This is a genomic window from Streptomyces gardneri (assembly GCF_006539185.1).
In the GTDB taxonomy this organism is placed as follows: Bacteria; Actinomycetota; Actinomycetes; order Streptomycetales; family Streptomycetaceae; genus Streptomyces; species Streptomyces gardneri.
This window is the reverse complement of the sequence record NZ_BJMN01000059.1, coordinates 1-16075: the sequence shown is the minus strand read 5'-3', so window position 1 is coordinate 16075 and position 16075 is coordinate 1. Positions and strand designations below refer to the sequence as shown.

14 protein-coding genes, 2 tRNA genes and 1 pseudogene are annotated in these 16075 nt (G+C 69.6%); 5 read left to right on the top strand and 12 right to left on the bottom strand.

Annotation, left to right across the window (positions count from 1 at the left end; genetic code table 11):
* Window positions 1-23: 23 nt before the first annotated feature.
* Together SGA01_RS35315 and folC are read right to left on the bottom strand one after the other, a co-directional pair.
* Window positions 24-389 (bottom strand): DUF4233 domain-containing protein, encoded by a 366-nt coding sequence (locus SGA01_RS35315; RefSeq protein WP_141301952.1) that lies wholly within the window; start codon window positions 387-389, stop codon window positions 24-26.
* A 5-nt stretch (window positions 390-394) separates the two neighbouring features.
* A complete protein-coding gene (gene folC / locus SGA01_RS35310; RefSeq protein WP_141301950.1) occupies window positions 395-1897 on the bottom strand; it encodes a bifunctional tetrahydrofolate synthase/dihydrofolate synthase in 1503 nt (500 codons plus the stop codon).
* Window positions 1898-1997: 100 nt separating this feature from the next.
* On the opposite strand from folC, the gene SGA01_RS35305 reads away from it, so the two are divergent.
* Window positions 1998-3020 (top strand): rod shape-determining protein, encoded by a 1023-nt coding sequence (locus SGA01_RS35305; protein ID WP_167534246.1) that lies wholly within the window; start codon window positions 1998-2000, stop codon window positions 3018-3020.
* Window positions 3021-3076: 56 nt separating this feature from the next.
* Here SGA01_RS35305 and SGA01_RS35300 read toward each other — a convergent pair whose 3' ends face one another.
* Together SGA01_RS35300 and SGA01_RS35295 are read right to left on the bottom strand one after the other, a co-directional pair.
* Window positions 3077-4216, bottom strand: coding sequence for a sensor histidine kinase (locus SGA01_RS35300; protein ID WP_229917522.1), 1140 nt, complete (start codon window positions 4214-4216; stop codon window positions 3077-3079).
* A gap of 90 nt (window positions 4217-4306) precedes the next feature.
* Window positions 4307-4585: a hypothetical protein gene (locus tag SGA01_RS35295; RefSeq protein ID WP_141301946.1), complete on the bottom strand. Its 279-nt coding sequence runs from the start codon at window positions 4583-4585 to the stop codon at window positions 4307-4309.
* A gap of 85 nt (window positions 4586-4670) precedes the next feature.
* Here SGA01_RS35295 and SGA01_RS43130 point away from each other — a divergent pair.
* A pseudogene (locus SGA01_RS43130) lies at window positions 4671-4904 on the top strand (glycosyl transferase); the annotation flags it as partial.
* A 101-nt stretch (window positions 4905-5005) separates the two neighbouring features.
* On the opposite strand, the gene SGA01_RS35285 reads toward SGA01_RS43130, so the two are convergent.
* The gene (locus tag SGA01_RS35285) at window positions 5006-7627 is read right to left on the bottom strand and encodes a valine--tRNA ligase (RefSeq protein WP_141301944.1); all 2622 of its coding nucleotides are present in this window, start codon (window positions 7625-7627) and stop codon (window positions 5006-5008) included.
* A 138-nt stretch (window positions 7628-7765) separates the two neighbouring features.
* Here SGA01_RS35285 and SGA01_RS35280 point away from each other — a divergent pair, with 138 nt between their 5' ends.
* The gene (locus SGA01_RS35280; protein WP_141301942.1) at window positions 7766-8725 is read left to right on the top strand and encodes a hypothetical protein; all 960 of its coding nucleotides are present in this window, start codon (window positions 7766-7768) and stop codon (window positions 8723-8725) included.
* Between the two features lie 528 nt (window positions 8726-9253).
* Here the strand turns inward: SGA01_RS35280 and clpX are convergent.
* From clpX to SGA01_RS35255, 5 genes are all read right to left on the bottom strand, one after another.
* A complete protein-coding gene (clpX, locus tag SGA01_RS35275; protein WP_015033605.1) occupies window positions 9254-10537 on the bottom strand; it encodes an ATP-dependent Clp protease ATP-binding subunit ClpX in 1284 nt (427 codons plus the stop codon).
* Between the two features lie 156 nt (window positions 10538-10693).
* A complete protein-coding gene (locus SGA01_RS35270) occupies window positions 10694-11356 on the bottom strand; it encodes an ATP-dependent Clp protease proteolytic subunit (protein WP_037641831.1) in 663 nt (220 codons plus the stop codon).
* Window positions 11357-11418: 62 nt separating this feature from the next.
* Window positions 11419-12036 carry an ATP-dependent Clp protease proteolytic subunit gene (locus SGA01_RS35265; RefSeq protein WP_141301940.1) on the bottom strand — a complete coding sequence of 206 codons (618 nt, stop codon included), beginning with the start codon at window positions 12034-12036 and terminating at the stop codon, window positions 11419-11421.
* Between the two features lie 242 nt (window positions 12037-12278).
* The gene (gene tig, locus SGA01_RS35260) at window positions 12279-13664 is read right to left on the bottom strand and encodes a trigger factor (protein ID WP_141301938.1); all 1386 of its coding nucleotides are present in this window, start codon (window positions 13662-13664) and stop codon (window positions 12279-12281) included.
* 171 nt (window positions 13665-13835) lie between these two features.
* Window positions 13836-13912, bottom strand: a tRNA-Pro gene (locus tag SGA01_RS35255).
* 132 nt (window positions 13913-14044) lie between these two features.
* Here SGA01_RS35255 and SGA01_RS35250 point away from each other — a divergent pair.
* Together SGA01_RS35250 and SGA01_RS41530 are read left to right on the top strand one after the other, a co-directional pair.
* Window positions 14045-14118, top strand: a tRNA-Gly gene (locus SGA01_RS35250).
* 132 nt (window positions 14119-14250) lie between these two features.
* Window positions 14251-14727 carry an amphi-Trp domain-containing protein gene (locus SGA01_RS41530; RefSeq protein ID WP_176602607.1) on the top strand — a complete coding sequence of 159 codons (477 nt, stop codon included), beginning with the start codon at window positions 14251-14253 and terminating at the stop codon, window positions 14725-14727.
* A gap of 42 nt (window positions 14728-14769) precedes the next feature.
* Here the strand turns inward: SGA01_RS41530 and SGA01_RS35240 are convergent, their stop codons facing one another.
* Window positions 14770-14964 carry a hypothetical protein gene (locus tag SGA01_RS35240; RefSeq protein ID WP_030684996.1) on the bottom strand — a complete coding sequence of 65 codons (195 nt, stop codon included), beginning with the start codon at window positions 14962-14964 and terminating at the stop codon, window positions 14770-14772.
* Between the two features lie 156 nt (window positions 14965-15120).
* On the bottom strand, window positions 15121-16075 hold a 955-nt coding region (locus tag SGA01_RS35235; RefSeq protein ID WP_141301936.1), incomplete at its 5' end, for a PP2C family protein-serine/threonine phosphatase.

Here is a 16075-nt window from a genome sequence, read left to right as displayed (position 1 = left end):
TACAGGTCCCGCACGGCCCTCGATTACGCAGCGTCAGGCCCTGCCGTGGCCTGCCCGGCCTGCGACTCGGCCCAGCGGGCCTTGATGTCGTCGACCTTCCGGCCGTAGTGCACCGAGGCCCACCACAGGACGGCGAAGACCGCCCCGAGGGCGTACATGACCGGCACGAAGAAGCCGCTGGCGATCAGGCCGACCTGGAGCGCCCAGCCGAGCTGTACGCCGCCGGGGCGGGTGACCATCCCGCACAGCAGCACCGAGAGGGCCATCGCGACGCCGCAGACGGTCCAGACGGTCGACATCGCGAGACTGTCGTCCTTCATGGCGACGAGTCCGGCGAAGCCGATGACGAAGAACTCGCCGATGAGCGTCGAGGAACAGAGGATGCGCATCGGTGTCAGCCCCTTCGCAGCAGCAGCCGGGCGTCGCCGACCGTGAAGATCGAACCGGTCACGAGGACTCCCGCGCCGCCGTACTCGGCCTCTTCCTCCGCAAGGGTGATCGCGGCCTCGATGGCGTCGTCGAGCCGCGGCTCGACGACGACCCGGTCCTCGCCGAAGACCTCGACCGCGGCCGCGGCGAGCGCGTCCACGTCGGTGGCCCGCGGGTTGGAGTTCGCCGTGATCACGACCTCCGCGAGGATCGGCTCGAAGGCTTCGAGGAGGCCCTTGGCGTCCTTGTCCCCGCTCGTGGAGACCACGCCGATGAGCCGCGAGAAGCCGAAGGCCTCGCTGACGCCCTCCGCCGTGGCGCGCGCGCCGTGCGGATTGTGCGCGGCGTCGAGGATCACCGTCGGGGAGGAGCGGACGATCTCCAGGCGGCCGGGCGAGGCCACCTGGGCGAAGGCCGTGCGCACCGTGTCCGGGTCCAGGGTCCTGGCGTGCTCGGCGCCGATGCCGAAGAAGGCCTCGACCGCCGCGAGCGCCACCGCCGCGTTGTGCGCCTGGTAGGCGCCGTGCAGCGGCAGGAAGACGTTGTCGTACTCGCCGCCCAGGCCGCGCAGGGTGAGGAGCTGGCCGCCGACCGCGACCTCGCGGGAGACGATGCCGAACTCCATGCCCTCGCGGGCGACGGTGGCGTCCACCTCGACGGCCTTCTTCAGCAGGACCTGGGCCGCGTCCACCGGCTGCTGGGCCAGGATGACGGTCGCGCCCTGCTTGATGATCCCGGACTTCTCGCCGGCGATCTCGCCGGTCGTCCCGCCGAGCCTGTCGGTGTGGTCGAGGTCGATCGGGGTGACGACGGCGACCGAGGCGTCGATGACGTTCGTCGCGTCCCAGGTGCCGCCCATGCCGACCTCGACGACGGCCACGTCGACCGGGGCGTCGGCGAAGGCCGCGTACGCCATGCCGGTGAGGACCTCGAAGAAGGAGAGGCGGTACTCCTCACGGGCGTCGACCAGCTCCACGTACGGCTTGATGTCCTGGTACGTCTCGACGAACCGCTCGGCGGAGATCGGGGCGCCGTCCAGGCTGATCCGCTCGGTGATCGTCTGCACATGCGGCGAGGTGTACCGCCCGGTGCGCAGCTCGAAGGCGCCGAGCAGGGCCTCGATCATGCGGGCCGTCGACGTCTTGCCGTTGGTGCCGGTGATGTGGATCGAGGGGTACGCGCGCTGCGGGTCGCCGAGCACGTCCATCAGGGCCGCGATCCGGGTGACCGAGGGCTCCAGCTTGGTCTCGCCCCAGCGGGTGGACAGCTCGGTCTCGACCTCGCGGAGCGCCTTGTCGAGCTCCGGGTCCTCGGGGCGGCTCGGCACGGGATCGCCCTGGGGCTGACCGCCCTGCGTGCGCAGGGTGCGGCTGCCGGCCTCGATCACCGCCAGGTCGGGGTCGCGGTTCGTCTCGGCATCGACGATGTCGTCGAACTGGTCGTCACTCTGGTCGCTCGGCTCACTCACGGGCCCAGTCTACGGAGGGGTACCGACAGGACCATGGACCCACCCCTTTCGGGACTTTCGGTCCACCGTCCGCCGGAGCGGCCCGGCAAACTTGGCGATCATGGACATAGGGATCGACCTCGGCACGGCCAACACGCTCCTCTACGCCCGGGGCCAGGGCATCGTGCTCAACGAGCCGTCGGTGGTGGCGGTCCAGGAGGGCTCGCGGCAGGCACTCGCGGTCGGCACCGAGGCGAAGGAGACGATCGGTCGCACACCGGGGTCGATCAGCGCGATCCGCCCCCTCAAGGACGGCGTGATCAGCGACTACGAGGCGGCCGAGGAGATGATCCGGCACTTCGTGCGCAAGGCGGTCCCGGGCCGCCGCAGGCCCCGCACCCGGATGGTGGTCTGCGTGCCGAGCGGGGTGACCCAGGTCGAGCGGCGGGCCATCGTGCACGCCTCGCTCTCGGCGGGGGCGCGGGCGGTGCACCTCATCGAGGAGCCGATGGCGGCGGCGATCGGGGCGGGGCTCCCGGTCTCCGACCCGCGCGGCTCGATGGTCGTCGACATCGGCGGCGGGACGACCGAGGTCGCCGTCATCTCGCTGGGCGGGATCGTCACGGCCCAGTCGCTGCGGGTCGGCGGCGACCGCCTCGACGCCGCCATCACCGACTTCGTCCGCAAGGAGCACTCGCTCCTCATCGGCGAACGCACGGCCGAGGACGTCAAGGTCGCGATCGGCTCGGCGTGGCCGGTGCCGGGCGAGGAGGAGCGGGAGCGGGCCACCTTCACCGTGCGGGGGCGGGAGAAGGTCAGCGGGCTGCCCCGGACGGTGCAGCTGACGGTGCCGGAGGTGCGGGAGGCGCTCGACGAGCCGGTGGAGGCGATCATCGCGGCGGTGCGGGCGACGCTGGAGGAGTGCCCGCCGGAGCTGTCCGGCGACGTGATGGAGCACGGCATCGTCCTGACCGGCGGCGGGGCACTGCTGCCGGGGCTCGACCTGCGGCTCGCCTCGGCGACGGAGATCCCGGTCTTCGTCGCGGACCGGCCGCTGGACTGCGTGGCACTGGGCTCGGGTCGGTGCGTGGAGGACTTCGACAGCCTCCAGCGGGTCATGGGGAAGGCGGAGCGGGTCCGCTGACGGGCCGGAGGCGGGTCGGGAGCGGTCCGCCAGTGGGTCGGGGCGGGCGGGGCCTCCTAGCGGTCGAGGCCCGTCGGGAGCAGCGCCGTCACCACGTACCCGCCGTCCTCCGCGCGGGCCTTCAGCGTGCCGCCCATGCTGGTGACCCGCTCCTCCATGGAGAACAGCCCGGTGCCCGTCGAGACGGGCGCCGGGTCCGGCGGGGTCTTCGGCAGCGGGTTGCGCACCTCGATCCGCAGATCGGGTCCCTCCACCGTGATCGTGACCGTCACCGGCAGGCCGGGCGCGTGCTTGGCGGTGTTCGTCAGGCACTCCTGGACGACCCGGTGGACGGCCGCCTGCCGCAGCGGCGAGAGCGCCCTGGCCTCCTCGGCGACCGTCAGATCGACGGGGCTGCCCATCCGTTCGCTCTCCTCGGCGAGCGCGGCGAGCCCTTCGAGCCCGGGGGTGGCCGCGTCCCGGTCGGCGCGGCGCACGATCGTCTCGTTGAGCATGAGGTGGGCACGGCGGGCGGTGTCCGCGAGCTCCTCGAAGTCCTTCTGGTGCGCGTCGCCCCGCGCCCGTACGGCGAGGACCTCGGCCCGTACCGCGAGGACGGTGAGCTCCCGGCCGACCAGGTCGTGGACGTCCCGGCCGACGGAGATCCGCTCCTCCTGCACGGCCTGCCGGGCGGCGGCCTCGCGGCGCTGGACCTCCAGGGCGCGCACGAGGTCCTGGCGGTACGCGGCGATGCCGACGCCCGCCGCGAGGACGCCGATCGGGACGACGATGCTCAGGAAGTCGCTCAGGGTGTCGCCGTGCCGGGCGGGCCAGCCGGGCGTCTGGAAGAGGGCGAGCGCCACGCCGATGTAGAGCACGGTGGCGGCGACGGCGGCCCGCCGCCCCCGGAACCGGCCGATCGAGTACAACGCGAACTGGATCATGGTGAGCTCGTGGAGCCACCCCATCAGGCCGAGCGCCACGAGGTACGGGACCCACGGCAGCCGGCGCCTGAGCACCAGCGTGGCCGCCCCGGCCGCCAGGACCAGGGTCGCGGTGACCCCGGTGAGCGAGTTGTCGGCGCGGGCGAGGCCCGGCACGTCGAGGACCATCAGGCCGAAGGCGCTCAGCGCGGTGACGACGTCGAGGGCGCGGGGCGAGACGGCCCACCGGTCCACGCAACGGCGCAGCGCGGGGACGGTGGGGAGGCGGAGCATGCCGTCCATCATCCAAGGTCTTTCGTCCCGAGACGGTGGACCCGAAGTCCCTTCTGGTGTGAGATCGGGCACTTCGCCCACATTGCCGTTTCACTCTGAAATGTGCACGAAGCATCCCAGGAGCAGCTGTCCTTCGCCGCCGCTCTCCTCGACTCCCTCCCCCAGGCGGCCCTCCTCCTCGGCCACGAGCTCCGGATCATCCGCGCGAACCGCCGCCTCGCCGAGCTCCTGCGGCTGCCCGAGGGGCTCGACCTCTCCCCCGGTACGCCGCGCGAGCGGATCGTCGGCCACCTGGCCGGGATGCCGGCCCGGCCGGAGGAGCGCAGCCGCCCCACCGAGGCCGGCGACCCCACCGCGTACGACTGGCACTTCTTCGTCCCCTGCCGTGACGAGGGGGACGTGATCGCGACCACCGTGACCCGGCTGCGTACCGACTTCCCCACCGCTCACGTCTGGGTCGGTCGTCCCGTTCCTGCTCTGGGGCCCGGTCTACCGCCGCGAGTTCGCCCCCGACCGCTCCCGGCTCAAGGGCCTGCTGTGGGGGTTCGCGCTCTGGCTGTACGCGTACCACCTGTTCGTCGTCTCGGCGCGCGGCTTCGTCCGCCTCGTCCGCGGCCGGACGGGCTGGGCGAAGACCCGGCGGAACTCCGAGACGGCGGGCGTCGGCCCGGTCGCCACGGAGTCCTGACGGAGACGCAGGTACGCAGGTACGCAGGTACGCAGACACGCAGGTACGCAGACACGCGGAGGGGCCCGGAACCGAGTCGGTTCCGGGCCCCTTCCGTACGGCTACGCCTGCGGCAGGGTCGCCAGCTGCGTCTTGATACGGGCGATGTCCTCGTCCGCCTTGGCGAGGCGGCCACGGATCTTGTCGACCACGTTGTCCGGGGCCTTGGCGAGGAAGGCCTCGTTGCCGAGCTTCCCGTTCGCCTGGGCCTTCTCCTTCTCCGCCGCCGCGAGGTCCTTCGCGAGGCGCTTGCGCTCGGCCTCGACGTCGATCGTGCCCGACAGGTCGAGCGCGACAGTCGCCCCGGCGACCGGCAGGGAGGCGGTGGCGGAGAAGCCCTCGCCCTCCGGCTGGAGGCGCAGGATCTGGCGGATGGCCGCCTCGTGCGCGGCGAGCGTGGTGCCGTCCAGCGTGAGGCGGGCGGGCACCTTCTGGGCGTCCTGGAGGCCCTGCTCCTTGCGGAACCGGCGGACCTCGGTGATGACCCGCTGGACCAGGGCGATCTCCTGCTCGGCGGCCGCGTCGCGGAAGCCGCTGTCCTTCGGCCAGTCGGCGATCACGACGGACTCGCCGCCGGTCAGCGTGGTCCACAGCGTCTCGGTGACGAACGGGACCACCGGGTGCAGCAGGCGCAGCATGACGTCGAGGACCTCGCCGAGGACCCGGCCGGAGACCCGGGCGCCTTCGCCGCCGGCGAAGAACGTCGTCTTCGACAGCTCGACGTACCAGTCGAAGACCTCGTCCCACGCGAAGTGGTAGAGGGCGTCCGACAGCTTCGAGAACTGGTAGTCGTCGTAGAACGCGTCGACCTCGGCGACCGTCTTGTTGAGCCGCGACAGGATCCAGCGGTCGGTCGCCGACATCTCCGAGGCGTCCGGCAGCGGGCCCTCGACCGTCGCGCCGTTCATCAGCGCGAAGCGGGTGGCGTTCCAGATCTTGTTGGCGAACTTGCTGGAGGCCTGGACCCAGTCCTCGCCGATCGGGACGTCGACGCCCGGGTTGGCGCCGCGGGCCAGGGTGAAGCGGACGGCGTCGGAGCCGTACGTGTCCATCCAGTCCAGCGGGTTGACCACGTTGCCGAAGGACTTCGACATCTTCTTGCCGTTCTGGTCACGGACCATGCCGTGCAGGGCGATGGTGTGGAACGGCGGGGTGCCGTCCATCGCGTACAGACCGAACATCATCATCCGGGCGACCCAGAAGAAGAGGATGTCGTAGCCGGTGACCAGGACGGAGTTCGGATAGAACTTCTCGAGGCTCTCGGTCCGCTCGGGCCAGCCCAGCGTGGAGAACGGCCACAGGCCGGAGGAGAACCAGGTGTCCAGGACGTCGGTGTCCTGGTGCCAGCCCTCGCCCGTCGGCGGCTGCTCGTCCGGTCCGACGCAGACGACCTCGCCGTTCGGGCCGTACCAGACGGGGATGCGGTGACCCCACCACAGCTGGCGCGAGATGCACCAGTCGTGCAGGTTGTCGACCCAGTCGAAGTACCGCTTCTCCATCTCCTGCGGGTGGATCTTGACCTTGCCGTCGCGGACCGCGTCGCCGGCGGCCTGCGCGAGCGGGCCGACCTTGACCCACCACTGCATCGACAGGCGCGGCTCAATGGTGGTCTTGCAGCGCGAGCAGTGGCCGACGGAGTGGGTGTACGGACGCTTCTCGGCGACGATCCTGCCCTCGGCGCGCAGCGCGGCGACGATGGCGGAACGGGCCTCCAGGCGGTCCAGGCCCTGGAAGGGGCCGTGGGCCGTGATGATGGCGCGCTCGTCCATGACGGCGAGGTTCGGCAGGTTGTGGCGCTGGCCGATCTCGAAGTCGTTCGGGTCGTGCGCCGGGGTCACCTTGACGGCGCCGGTGCCGAACTCGGGGTCGACGTGGGTGTCGGCGACGACCGGGATCGTGCGGTCGGTCAGCGGCAGCTTGATCTGCCGGCCGATCAGGTGCTTGTACCGCTCGTCGTCGGGGTGGACGGCGACGGCCGTGTCGCCGAGCATCGTCTCGGCGCGGGTGGTGGCGACGACCAGCGAGTCGTCCCCCTCGCCGTACCGGATCGAGACGAGCTCGCCGTCGTCGTCCTGGTACTCGACCTCGATGTCCGAGATGGCCGTGAGACAGCGCGGGCACCAGTTGATGATGCGCTCGGCGCGGTAGATCAGCTCGTCGTCGTAGAGCTTCTTGAAGATGGTCTGGACGGCCTGGGACAGACCCTCGTCCATGGTGAAGCGCTCACGGGACCAGGCGACGCCGTCACCCAGACGCTTCATCTGGCCGGAGATCTGACCGCCGGACTCGGCCTTCCACTGCCAGACGCGCTCGACGAAGGCCTCGCGGCCCAGGTCGTGGCGGGACTTGCCCTCCTTGGCGAGCTCGCGCTCGACGACGTTCTGGGTGGCGATGCCTGCGTGGTCCATGCCCGGCTGCCACAGCGTCTCGAAGCCCTGCATGCGCTTGCGGCGGGTGAGGGCGTCGATCAGCGTGTGCTCGAAGGCGTGGCCCAGGTGCAGGGAGCCGGTGACGTTCGGCGGCGGGATGACGATCGTGTACGGCGGCTTCTCGCTCTTCGCGTCCGCCTCGAAGTACCCGCGCTCTACCCAGCGCTGGTACAGCGGCCCCTCTACCTCGGCCGGCGCGTACTGGGTCGGCAGTTCGGTGGTGGGCGCTGTCTGCTGCTGAGTGTTCTCGGTCACGGGGCCAGTTTAGGGGTGTCCTCGCCTTGTCCTGAAACGCTTTGGTTCGGTAACGGTGTGGCCCCCGCCGCACTTCATGGTCATCGCTTCCGCCAGGATGTTCGGCAGACATAAACATCCTGTGAGGGGAACCTGTCGATGAGCTACAACCAGCCCGGCCCGTACGGCGGCCAGCCGCCCCAGCAGCCCGGCCCCTACGGCCAGCCGGGCCCGTACGGCCAGCAGCCGCAGCAGCCGGGCCCGTACGGCCAGCCGCAGGCTCCCCAGCCGGGCTATGGGTACCCCCAGCAGGCCCCGCAGGGCGTCCCGCCGCAGCAGCCGCCGTACGGCTACCCGCAGCAGCCCCAGCAGCCCGGCCCCTACGGCCAGCAGCCCCAGTACGGCGCCCCCCAGGGCCCCGGCGGCTACGTCCCGCACCCGCCGGCCCCGAAGAAGTCCAAGGCCGGCTGGATCATCGGCGCGGTCGCGGTCGTCGCGGCGCTCGGCGTCGGCGCGTACTTCGTCTTCGGCGGCGGTAGCTCCTCGGTCGCGGACGACGGCCCGCACAAGCTGATCACGCCGGAGACGGTGCTCGGCGAGTACAAGAAGGACCCTGGCAGCGACAAGTCGAGTGGCGAGGACTCCCTCAAGGAGGCCTCGCAGAAGGGCGTCAAGAACGCCCAGCAGGTCCGCGCCGGCTACAAGGTGGAGGACAAGGCCAACCCCCTCGCGGGCAAGTTCATCTCCTTCAACGGTCTCTACGGTGAGATCGACGACCCGGAGCAGGTCGTCGACACCGTGTTCGCCAGCGTCAAGGCCGAGGCCGACAAGGACGCGGGCAAGGCAGGCTCGCCGCAGCTTGAAGGCAGCCCCCAGGAGTACAAGCCGGCCGAGCTCGACGGCGCGGTCCTCAAGTGCCAGCAGGCCAAGAGCAAGGCAGACGCCGCCACCAGCATGCCTGCCTTCACTGTGACGATGTGCGTGTGGGCCGACCACAGCACAGTGGGCTTCGTGGTCCCGACCGACGCGTCCGCCCTGATGTCGGGTAAGGCCGGCTCCCCCGAGGACGCCGCCTCCCTCACCGCCAAGCTCCGCAAGGAAGTCCGCGTCAAGGCCTGATCCCCCTACAGCCGAACATGGCGATGCCCGGTCGGTTCGCTGAACCGACCGGGCATCGCCATGAGCGCCAAGGGAATTATCGGCTAGCCAAGTCGCAGGCCGTAATCGCGTCCGTCTGCCTGACTCCCGCATTTACGAGCCCCGCCACGCAGAAGCCCCATCCCACATCGGAGGTGTAGCCACAGGCAGTCCTTACCTTCGGGCCTACGATATAGCCCTTAAAGTCCAGCCATGTCAGACATTGAATCGTCGTGGCCTGCGCAGGAGCAGCAGCAGCCACCGGCAAGATGCCCGCAGCAGCAGCGATACACGCGGCGACCAACACCCGCTGGACTTTTGAGCGAAGCACGTCTGTCTCCCACGCATCTCGACTGATCGAACTATCACTCAAGTGTTCGATCGAGGTGCCGGGCCGTCAAGAGTCGCTCGAAGGAATGGCTTGATCACCCTTGGTCATGTCCAGTACACAGCCGACACGACTGCGCCCGGGTAGCTCGCTGAACTACCCGGGCGCTTCTGCGTGTCCTACTACGCCGACTTCTCGTGCCTGCCGTCGTTCTTCACGATCCGCGGGACCAGCGTCGGGTTGACGTTGTTCCGGACGACGTCCGCCGTGATGACGACCCGGGCCACGTCCTTGCGGGACGGGACCTCGTACATCACCGACTGGAGGACCTCCTCCATGATGGCGCGCAGGCCGCGCGCGCCGGTGCCGCGCAGGATCGCCTGGTCGGCGATGGCCTCCAGGGCCGGGCGGTCGAAGTCCAGCTCCACGCCGTCGAGTTCGAAGAGGCGCTGGTACTGCTTCACCAGGGCGTTCCGCGGCTCGACGAGGATCTGGAGGAGCGCCTCGCGGTCCAGGTTGTGGACGGAGGTGAGGACGGGCAGACGGCCGATGAACTCCGGGATCATCCCGAACTTCACCAGGTCCTCCGGCATGACCTCCTGGAACTGGTCGCTCGCCTCGATCTCGCGCTTGGAGCGGATGGTCGCCCCGAAGCCGATGCCCTTGGCGCCCGCCCTCGACTCGATGATCTTCTCGAGGCCGGCGAAGGCGCCGCCCACGATGAAGAGCACGTTCGTCGTGTCGATCTGGATGAACTCCTGGTGAGGGTGCTTCCGGCCGCCCTGCGGCGGTACGGAGGCGGTGGTGCCCTCCAGGATCTTGAGGAGCGCCTGCTGGACGCCCTCACCGCTCACGTCACGCGTGATCGACGGGTTTTCGCTCTTACGGGCGACCTTGTCGATCTCGTCGATGTAGATGATCCCGGTCTCGGCCTTCTTGACGTCGTAGTCGGCCGCCTGGATCAGCTTGAGCAGGATGTTCTCGACGTCCTCGCCGACATAGCCGGCCTCCGTCAGCGCCGTCGCGTCGGCGATGGCGAACGGGACGTTGAGCATGCGGGCCAGGGTCTGCGCGAGCAGCGTCTTCCCCGAGCCCGTGGGGCCGAGCAGCAGAATGTTGGACTTCGCCAGCTCGATGGCGTCGTCCCGGCCCTGCGCGCCGCCGTTCTCGCCGGCCTGGACGCGCTTGTAGTGGTTGTACACCGCGACCGAGAGGGCCTTCTTCGCGGGCTCCTGCCCGACGACGTAACCCTCGAGGAACTCGTAGATCTCGCGGGGCTTGGGGAGTTCCTCCCAGCGCACCTCGCTCGTCTCCGCGAGTTCTTCCTCGATGATCTCGTTGCAGAGGTCGATGCACTCGTCGCAGATGTACACACCGGGTCCCGCGATGAGCTTCTTCACCTGCTTCTGGCTCTTTCCGCAGAACGAGCACTTGAGCAGGTCGCCGCCATCACCGATGCGTGCCACGAGGTGCTTCCCCTTCGCCTGGGAGTGCTTGGTTCAGCGACTCCTGGTGCCTCATATTCGACGGTACCTTGCCGGGCCCCCCGTTCGGGCCCCCCTTGGCACGGTTCACATGGACGGGAATGTGTCATGTGCCCCGTGCCGAGGGAAGGTCGGGCGTCAGCGCTCGGCGGAGGCCGTGCTCTTGCGGGTCGAGACGATCTGGTCGACGAGACCGTACGCGAGGGCGTCCTCCGCGGTCAGGATCTTGTCACGCTCGATGTCCTCGCGGATCTTCTCGATCGGCGTCGAGGAGTGCTTGGCCAGCATCTCCTCCAGCTGGCTGCGCATCCGCAGGATCTCGCGGGCCGCGATCTCCAGGTCGGAGAGCTGCTCACGGCCGGTGCCGCCGGAGGGCTGGTGGATCAGCACGCGCGCGTTCGGCAGGGCCATCCGCTTGCCGGGCGTGCCGGCGGCGAGCAGCACGGCCGCGGCGGAGGCCGCCTGGCCCATGCAGACCGTCTGGATGTCCGGCTTCACGAACTGCATCGTGTCGTAGATGGCCGTGAGGGCGGTGAAGGAGCCGCCCGGGCTGTTGATGTAGATCGAGATGTCGCGGTCCGGGTCCATCGACTCCAGGCACAGGAGCTGCGCCATGACGTCGTTGGCGGAGGCGTCGTCGATCTGCACGCCGAGGAAGATCACGCGCTCCTCGAAGAGCTTCGCGTACGGGTCGTACTCTCGGACGCCCTGCGAGGTGCGCTCGACGAAGCGCGGAACGACGTAGCGGTTGTCCATCGGCGCGCCGGTGTAGAGGCCGCTCGCGGAGAGGTTGTTCTGCATCTGGGTGTTCACCGTCCTGGTGGCGTTCGGTGGGCTGGGGCTCTTGAGCGGACTGCCGGGGCTCAGGCGCCCGTGCCGCCGCCGCCGGGAACACCCGCGGCGTGCGTGATGATGGCGTCGATGAGGCCGTAGTCCTTGGCCTCGTCCGCGGTGAACCAGCGGTCGCGGTCACCGTCACGGATGATCGTCTCGACGGTCTGGCCGGAGTGGTGCGCGGTGATCTCGGCCATGCGCCTCTTCGTGCGAAGGAGGTACTCGGCCTGGATCTTGATGTCCGAGGCGGTGCCGCCGATGCCGGCGGAGCCCTGGTGCATCAGGATGTCGGTGTTCGGCAGCGCGAAGCGCTTGCCGGCGGTACCACCGGTGAGCAGGAACTGCCCCATGGAGGCCGCCATGCCCATACCGATGGTGACGACGTCGTTGGGGATGTACTGCATGGTGTCGTAGACGGCCATGCCGGCCGTCACCGAGCCACCGGGGCTGTTGATGTACAGGAAGATGTCCTTCTCCGGGTCGGCGGCCAGGAGGAGCATCTGAGCGGTGATCTTGTTGGCGATGTCGTCGTCGACCTGCTGGCCGAGGAAGATGATCCGCTCGCCGAGCAGCCGGTTGTAGACATGGTCGCCGAGGCCGCCACCGATGGACGGCTCACCCGCGGCGTAAGGCTTCAGATTCGTCACGTATCCACCTGCTCGTCTCCGACGGCCAAGGCCGTCTCAGCGTCTTGTTCTGAGGGCAGTGCCCTCGTATTCATGGACCCTAACGCGCAGGTAGGACAACGCCATCCCGGTTCCCGAACTGTTCGCTGGGAGCGCAAGGTACGTGCGGACGCATAAGGGGTTCCGGTACGCCCACGGGCCCGGACGCACAGCAGTGCGTACGGGCCCGTGGAGCGGGGTTCCGCGCCGGGGCGCGGAGCCGCTTACTTGTCCTCGGAGACCTCGGCCTCGCCGGTGACGGCCTCGACGGCCTCGGCGGCGGTCTCGACCTCGTCCTCGTCGTCGGAGAGGTCGACGACCTCACCGTTGCTGTCGAGGACCTTGGCGGCCTCGACGACGACCGCGAGGGCCTTGCCGCGGGCGACCTCGCCGACGAGCATCGGCACCTGGCCGCCCTGGGCCACGGCCTGGGCGAACTGGTCGGGGCTCATGCCGGAGGAGGCGGCGCGACGGAAGAGGTGCTCGGTGAGCTCCTCACGGGAGACGTCGAGCTTCTCCTTGTTGACGAGCTCATCGAGGATGAACTGCGTCTTGATGCCCTTCTCGGCCTGCTCCTTGGTCTCCGCCAGGAACTCTTCCTCGGTCTTGCCCTGGAGCTCCAGGTACTTCGCGAGGTCGATGCCCATCTGGCCGAGCTGGTGGTGCTCCAGGTTGTGCTTGCGGGTGTTGATCTCGTCCTCGAGAAGCTTCTCGGGCATCGGGACCTCGACCAGCTTGAGGAGCTCGTCGAGGACGCGCTCCTGGGCCTGGGTGGCCTGGTCGAACTGCTTCATGTTCTCGAGGCGCTTGCGGCTGTCGGCCTTGAGCTCGTCGAGGGTGTCGAACTCCGACGCCATCTGCGCGAACTCGTCGTCCAGCTCGGGGAGCTCACGGGCGGCGACGGTGGTGACCTTGACGGTGACCTCCGCGTCCTTGCCCTCGGCGGAGCCGCCCTTCAGCTGCGAGGTGAAGGTGGCCTCGCCACCGGCCTCCAGGCCCTTGACGGCCTCGTCGATGCCGTCGAGCAGCTCGCCGGAACCGATGGTGTACGAGACACCGTCGGCGACACCGTCGGGCAGGACCTCGCCGTCGACCTTGGCCTCGAGGTCGATGGTGACGACGTCGCCGTCCTGGGCGGCGCGCTCGACGGTGGACGTCGAGGCGAAGCGCTCACGGAGCTGCTCCACCGACTTCTCGATGTCCTCGTCGGTGACCTCGACCGCGTCGACGGTGACCTCGATGCCGGAGTAGTCCGGGATCTCGATCGTCGGGCGGATGTCGACCTCGGCGGTGAAGGCCAGCAGCTCGCCGTCCTTCAGCTCGGTGATGTCGACCTCGGGCTGACCCAGCGGGTTGACCTCGGCCTCGTTGACGGCCTCGGTGTAGAACTTCGGGAGCGCGTCGTTGACGGCCTCTTCCAGCACGGCGCCGCGGCCGAACCGCTGGTCGATCACGCGAGCCGGGATCTTGCCCTTACGGAAGCCCTTGACCGTGACCTGCTGGTTGATCTTCTTGTACGCCGCGTCGAGGCTGTCCTTGAGCTCCTCGAAGGGCACCTCGACAGTGAGCCGAACCCGAGTCGGGTTCAGGGTCTCCACGGCGCTCTTCACGGTTCGGTCTCCTTGTGGCTGATTCCTGGAATCCACCGTCTCCGCGGTCCGCGGTTCCGGCGGGTCGGCCCGGTCAGAAAGACACACGGGCACGCAGCTTGCATAGTAACCGCAAGCGGGGAGGCAGCCATAACGTGATCAAGAACGCGACCGGTGGGCGCGTGATCGACATGGTCGGGGTGGCGGGATTTGAACCCACGGCCTTCCGCTCCCAAAGCGGACGCGCTACCAAGCTGCGCCACACCCCGTCGGTGCGACACGTAGGGTACATGGACGCGGACAGTGCGGCGCCCCCCGTTTTACGGGTGTGCGGAAAGGTCCTCCGACCCGCTAACATGCTGTCCGTGCCGCGGTCCTCGTGACCTGCGGCGCGATGATGTGCGGGTGTAGCTCAATGGTAGAGCACTAGTCTTCCAAACTAGCTACGCGGGTTCGATTCCCGTCACCCGCTCCACGGTCTCGGGGCCGGTCCGGAGAAGTCTCTCCAGGCCGGCCCCGAGGCGTTTGCGGAGGCTCGCGAGATGCCGGGTCCGGCGGGCTCGCGCAGACTGGGCTCAGCCCGTCTCCCGTCGCACCGGAGGTAGCGATGAAGGACCTGAAGTTCGAGCGGAAGCGCTCGGTGTCCCGCCTTGAGGCAGCCGATCAGCTGACCGCCCTCGCCGCCGCGCTGAGGAAGGGCGGGGAGGCCGAACTGGAGCTGGGGGCCGGGACGCTGAGCCTGCACGTCCCCGACGAGTTCCGCAGCGAGGTGGAGCTGGAGATCGAGGACGGGGAGATCGAGCTGGAGATCGAGCTCAAGTGGTCGCTGCGCGACTCCCGTGAGCCCGCGAAGCCGAGTGCCGCCGTCACGGGCGGCGACATGGGTGCGAAGCGGTCCGCCCCGAGGCCGCAGGCCGCACAGACCGCGAAGCCGGCGGCACAGCCCGCCCAGCCCGCGCAGCCGGCCGTGGCGACCGCGGCGACCGCCAAGAAGCCGGCCGTGGCGGCCGCGAAGAAGCCCGCCGCGACGACTGCCAAGAAGTCCAAGGCGGCCAAGTCTTCCAGGGCGCCCAAGGGCCGGTAGCCGGCGGACCGACGTCGGCCACCCGCCCGCGTCGTCTTCGGCTCAGAACTTTATGGAGCCGACCGTCTGCGTTATCGAGTCCAGGAAGCGCTGGATGTCGTCGGCCATGCCGGTCGAGGCGAGGAAGAAGCCGAAGAGGACGGCGACGACGGCCGGGCCGCCCTTGAGGTTCCCCCCGCGGATCAGCACCACCAGGATGATTGCCAACAGCAACACCACAGACAGTGAAATGGCCACAACTGATCACACCCTCGGTCGGTCCCGCCTTGCCCACCAGGGAGTCCGCGTCACGCAACGCCCCCCGTTGGCTCCATCGTGCCACCAACCCCCCTGCCCCCGCCGCACACTGACGAATCGTCGTGGAGAAGATCACGTCACACGGGCGTGGCCGGTTCAGGCGCGGCGGGAGATGAGGAGGAGTGCCCGGTCGTCGTTGACGTCCTTGGCGACGGCCTCGATCAGGTGCCAGGTGACGCCCTCGAAGCCCTCGGCGACGCAGCGGTCGGCCTCGCCGGTGAGGCGGTCGATGCCCTCGGCGATGTCCCGGTCGGCGGCCTCGACGAGGCCGTCGGTGAAGAGCATGAGGACGTCGCCGGGCTGCAGCGCGCCCTTGACCGGGTGGAACTCGGCCCCGTCGTAGACACCGAGGAGGGGGCCATCCGCGGCCTTCTCCTCCCAGCGGCCGCTGCCCGCGTGGAGCTGGAGTGCGGGGAGGTGGCCGGCGGAGAACAGCTCGTAGTCGCCGGAGTCCAGGTCGAGGACGAGGTGGATGGAGGTGGCGAAGCCCTCGTCCCAGTTCTGCCGGAGCAGGTAGCCGTTGGCGGCGGGCAGGAAGCCGTGCGGCGGGAGCGAGCCGAGGAGGCCGCCGAAGGCGCCGGAGAGCAGCAGGGAGCGGGAGGCCGCGTCCATGCCCTTGCCGGAGACGTCGGTGAGGACGACCTCCAGGGTGCGGCCGCCGTGGGTGCGGGCGGCGACGACGAAGTCGCCGGAGAAGGACTGGCCGCCGGCCGGGCGGAGTGCCATCTCGCGGTGCCAGCCCTGCGGGAGGCGGGGCAGGGCGCTCTGTACGCGGATGCGTTCGCGCAGGTCGAAGAGCATGGTGCCGCCGCGCCGCCAGGGCACGCCGACGCGGGCACGGAACTGGGCGATGAGGAGTCCGAAGAGTCCGCAGGCGGCGACCGTGAGGACGGTTCCTGGGGTGACCCGGGCGGGGCCCTGGGTGTACGGGCCGAGGACGACGGACTCGACGATGAGGGCGCCGGCGGCGGCCGCGTACAGGCCGAGCAGGCTGGCGGGGCGGAGCAGCAGTCCGCCCGCCACGATCGGCAGGACGAGCGCGGCGGGCGCG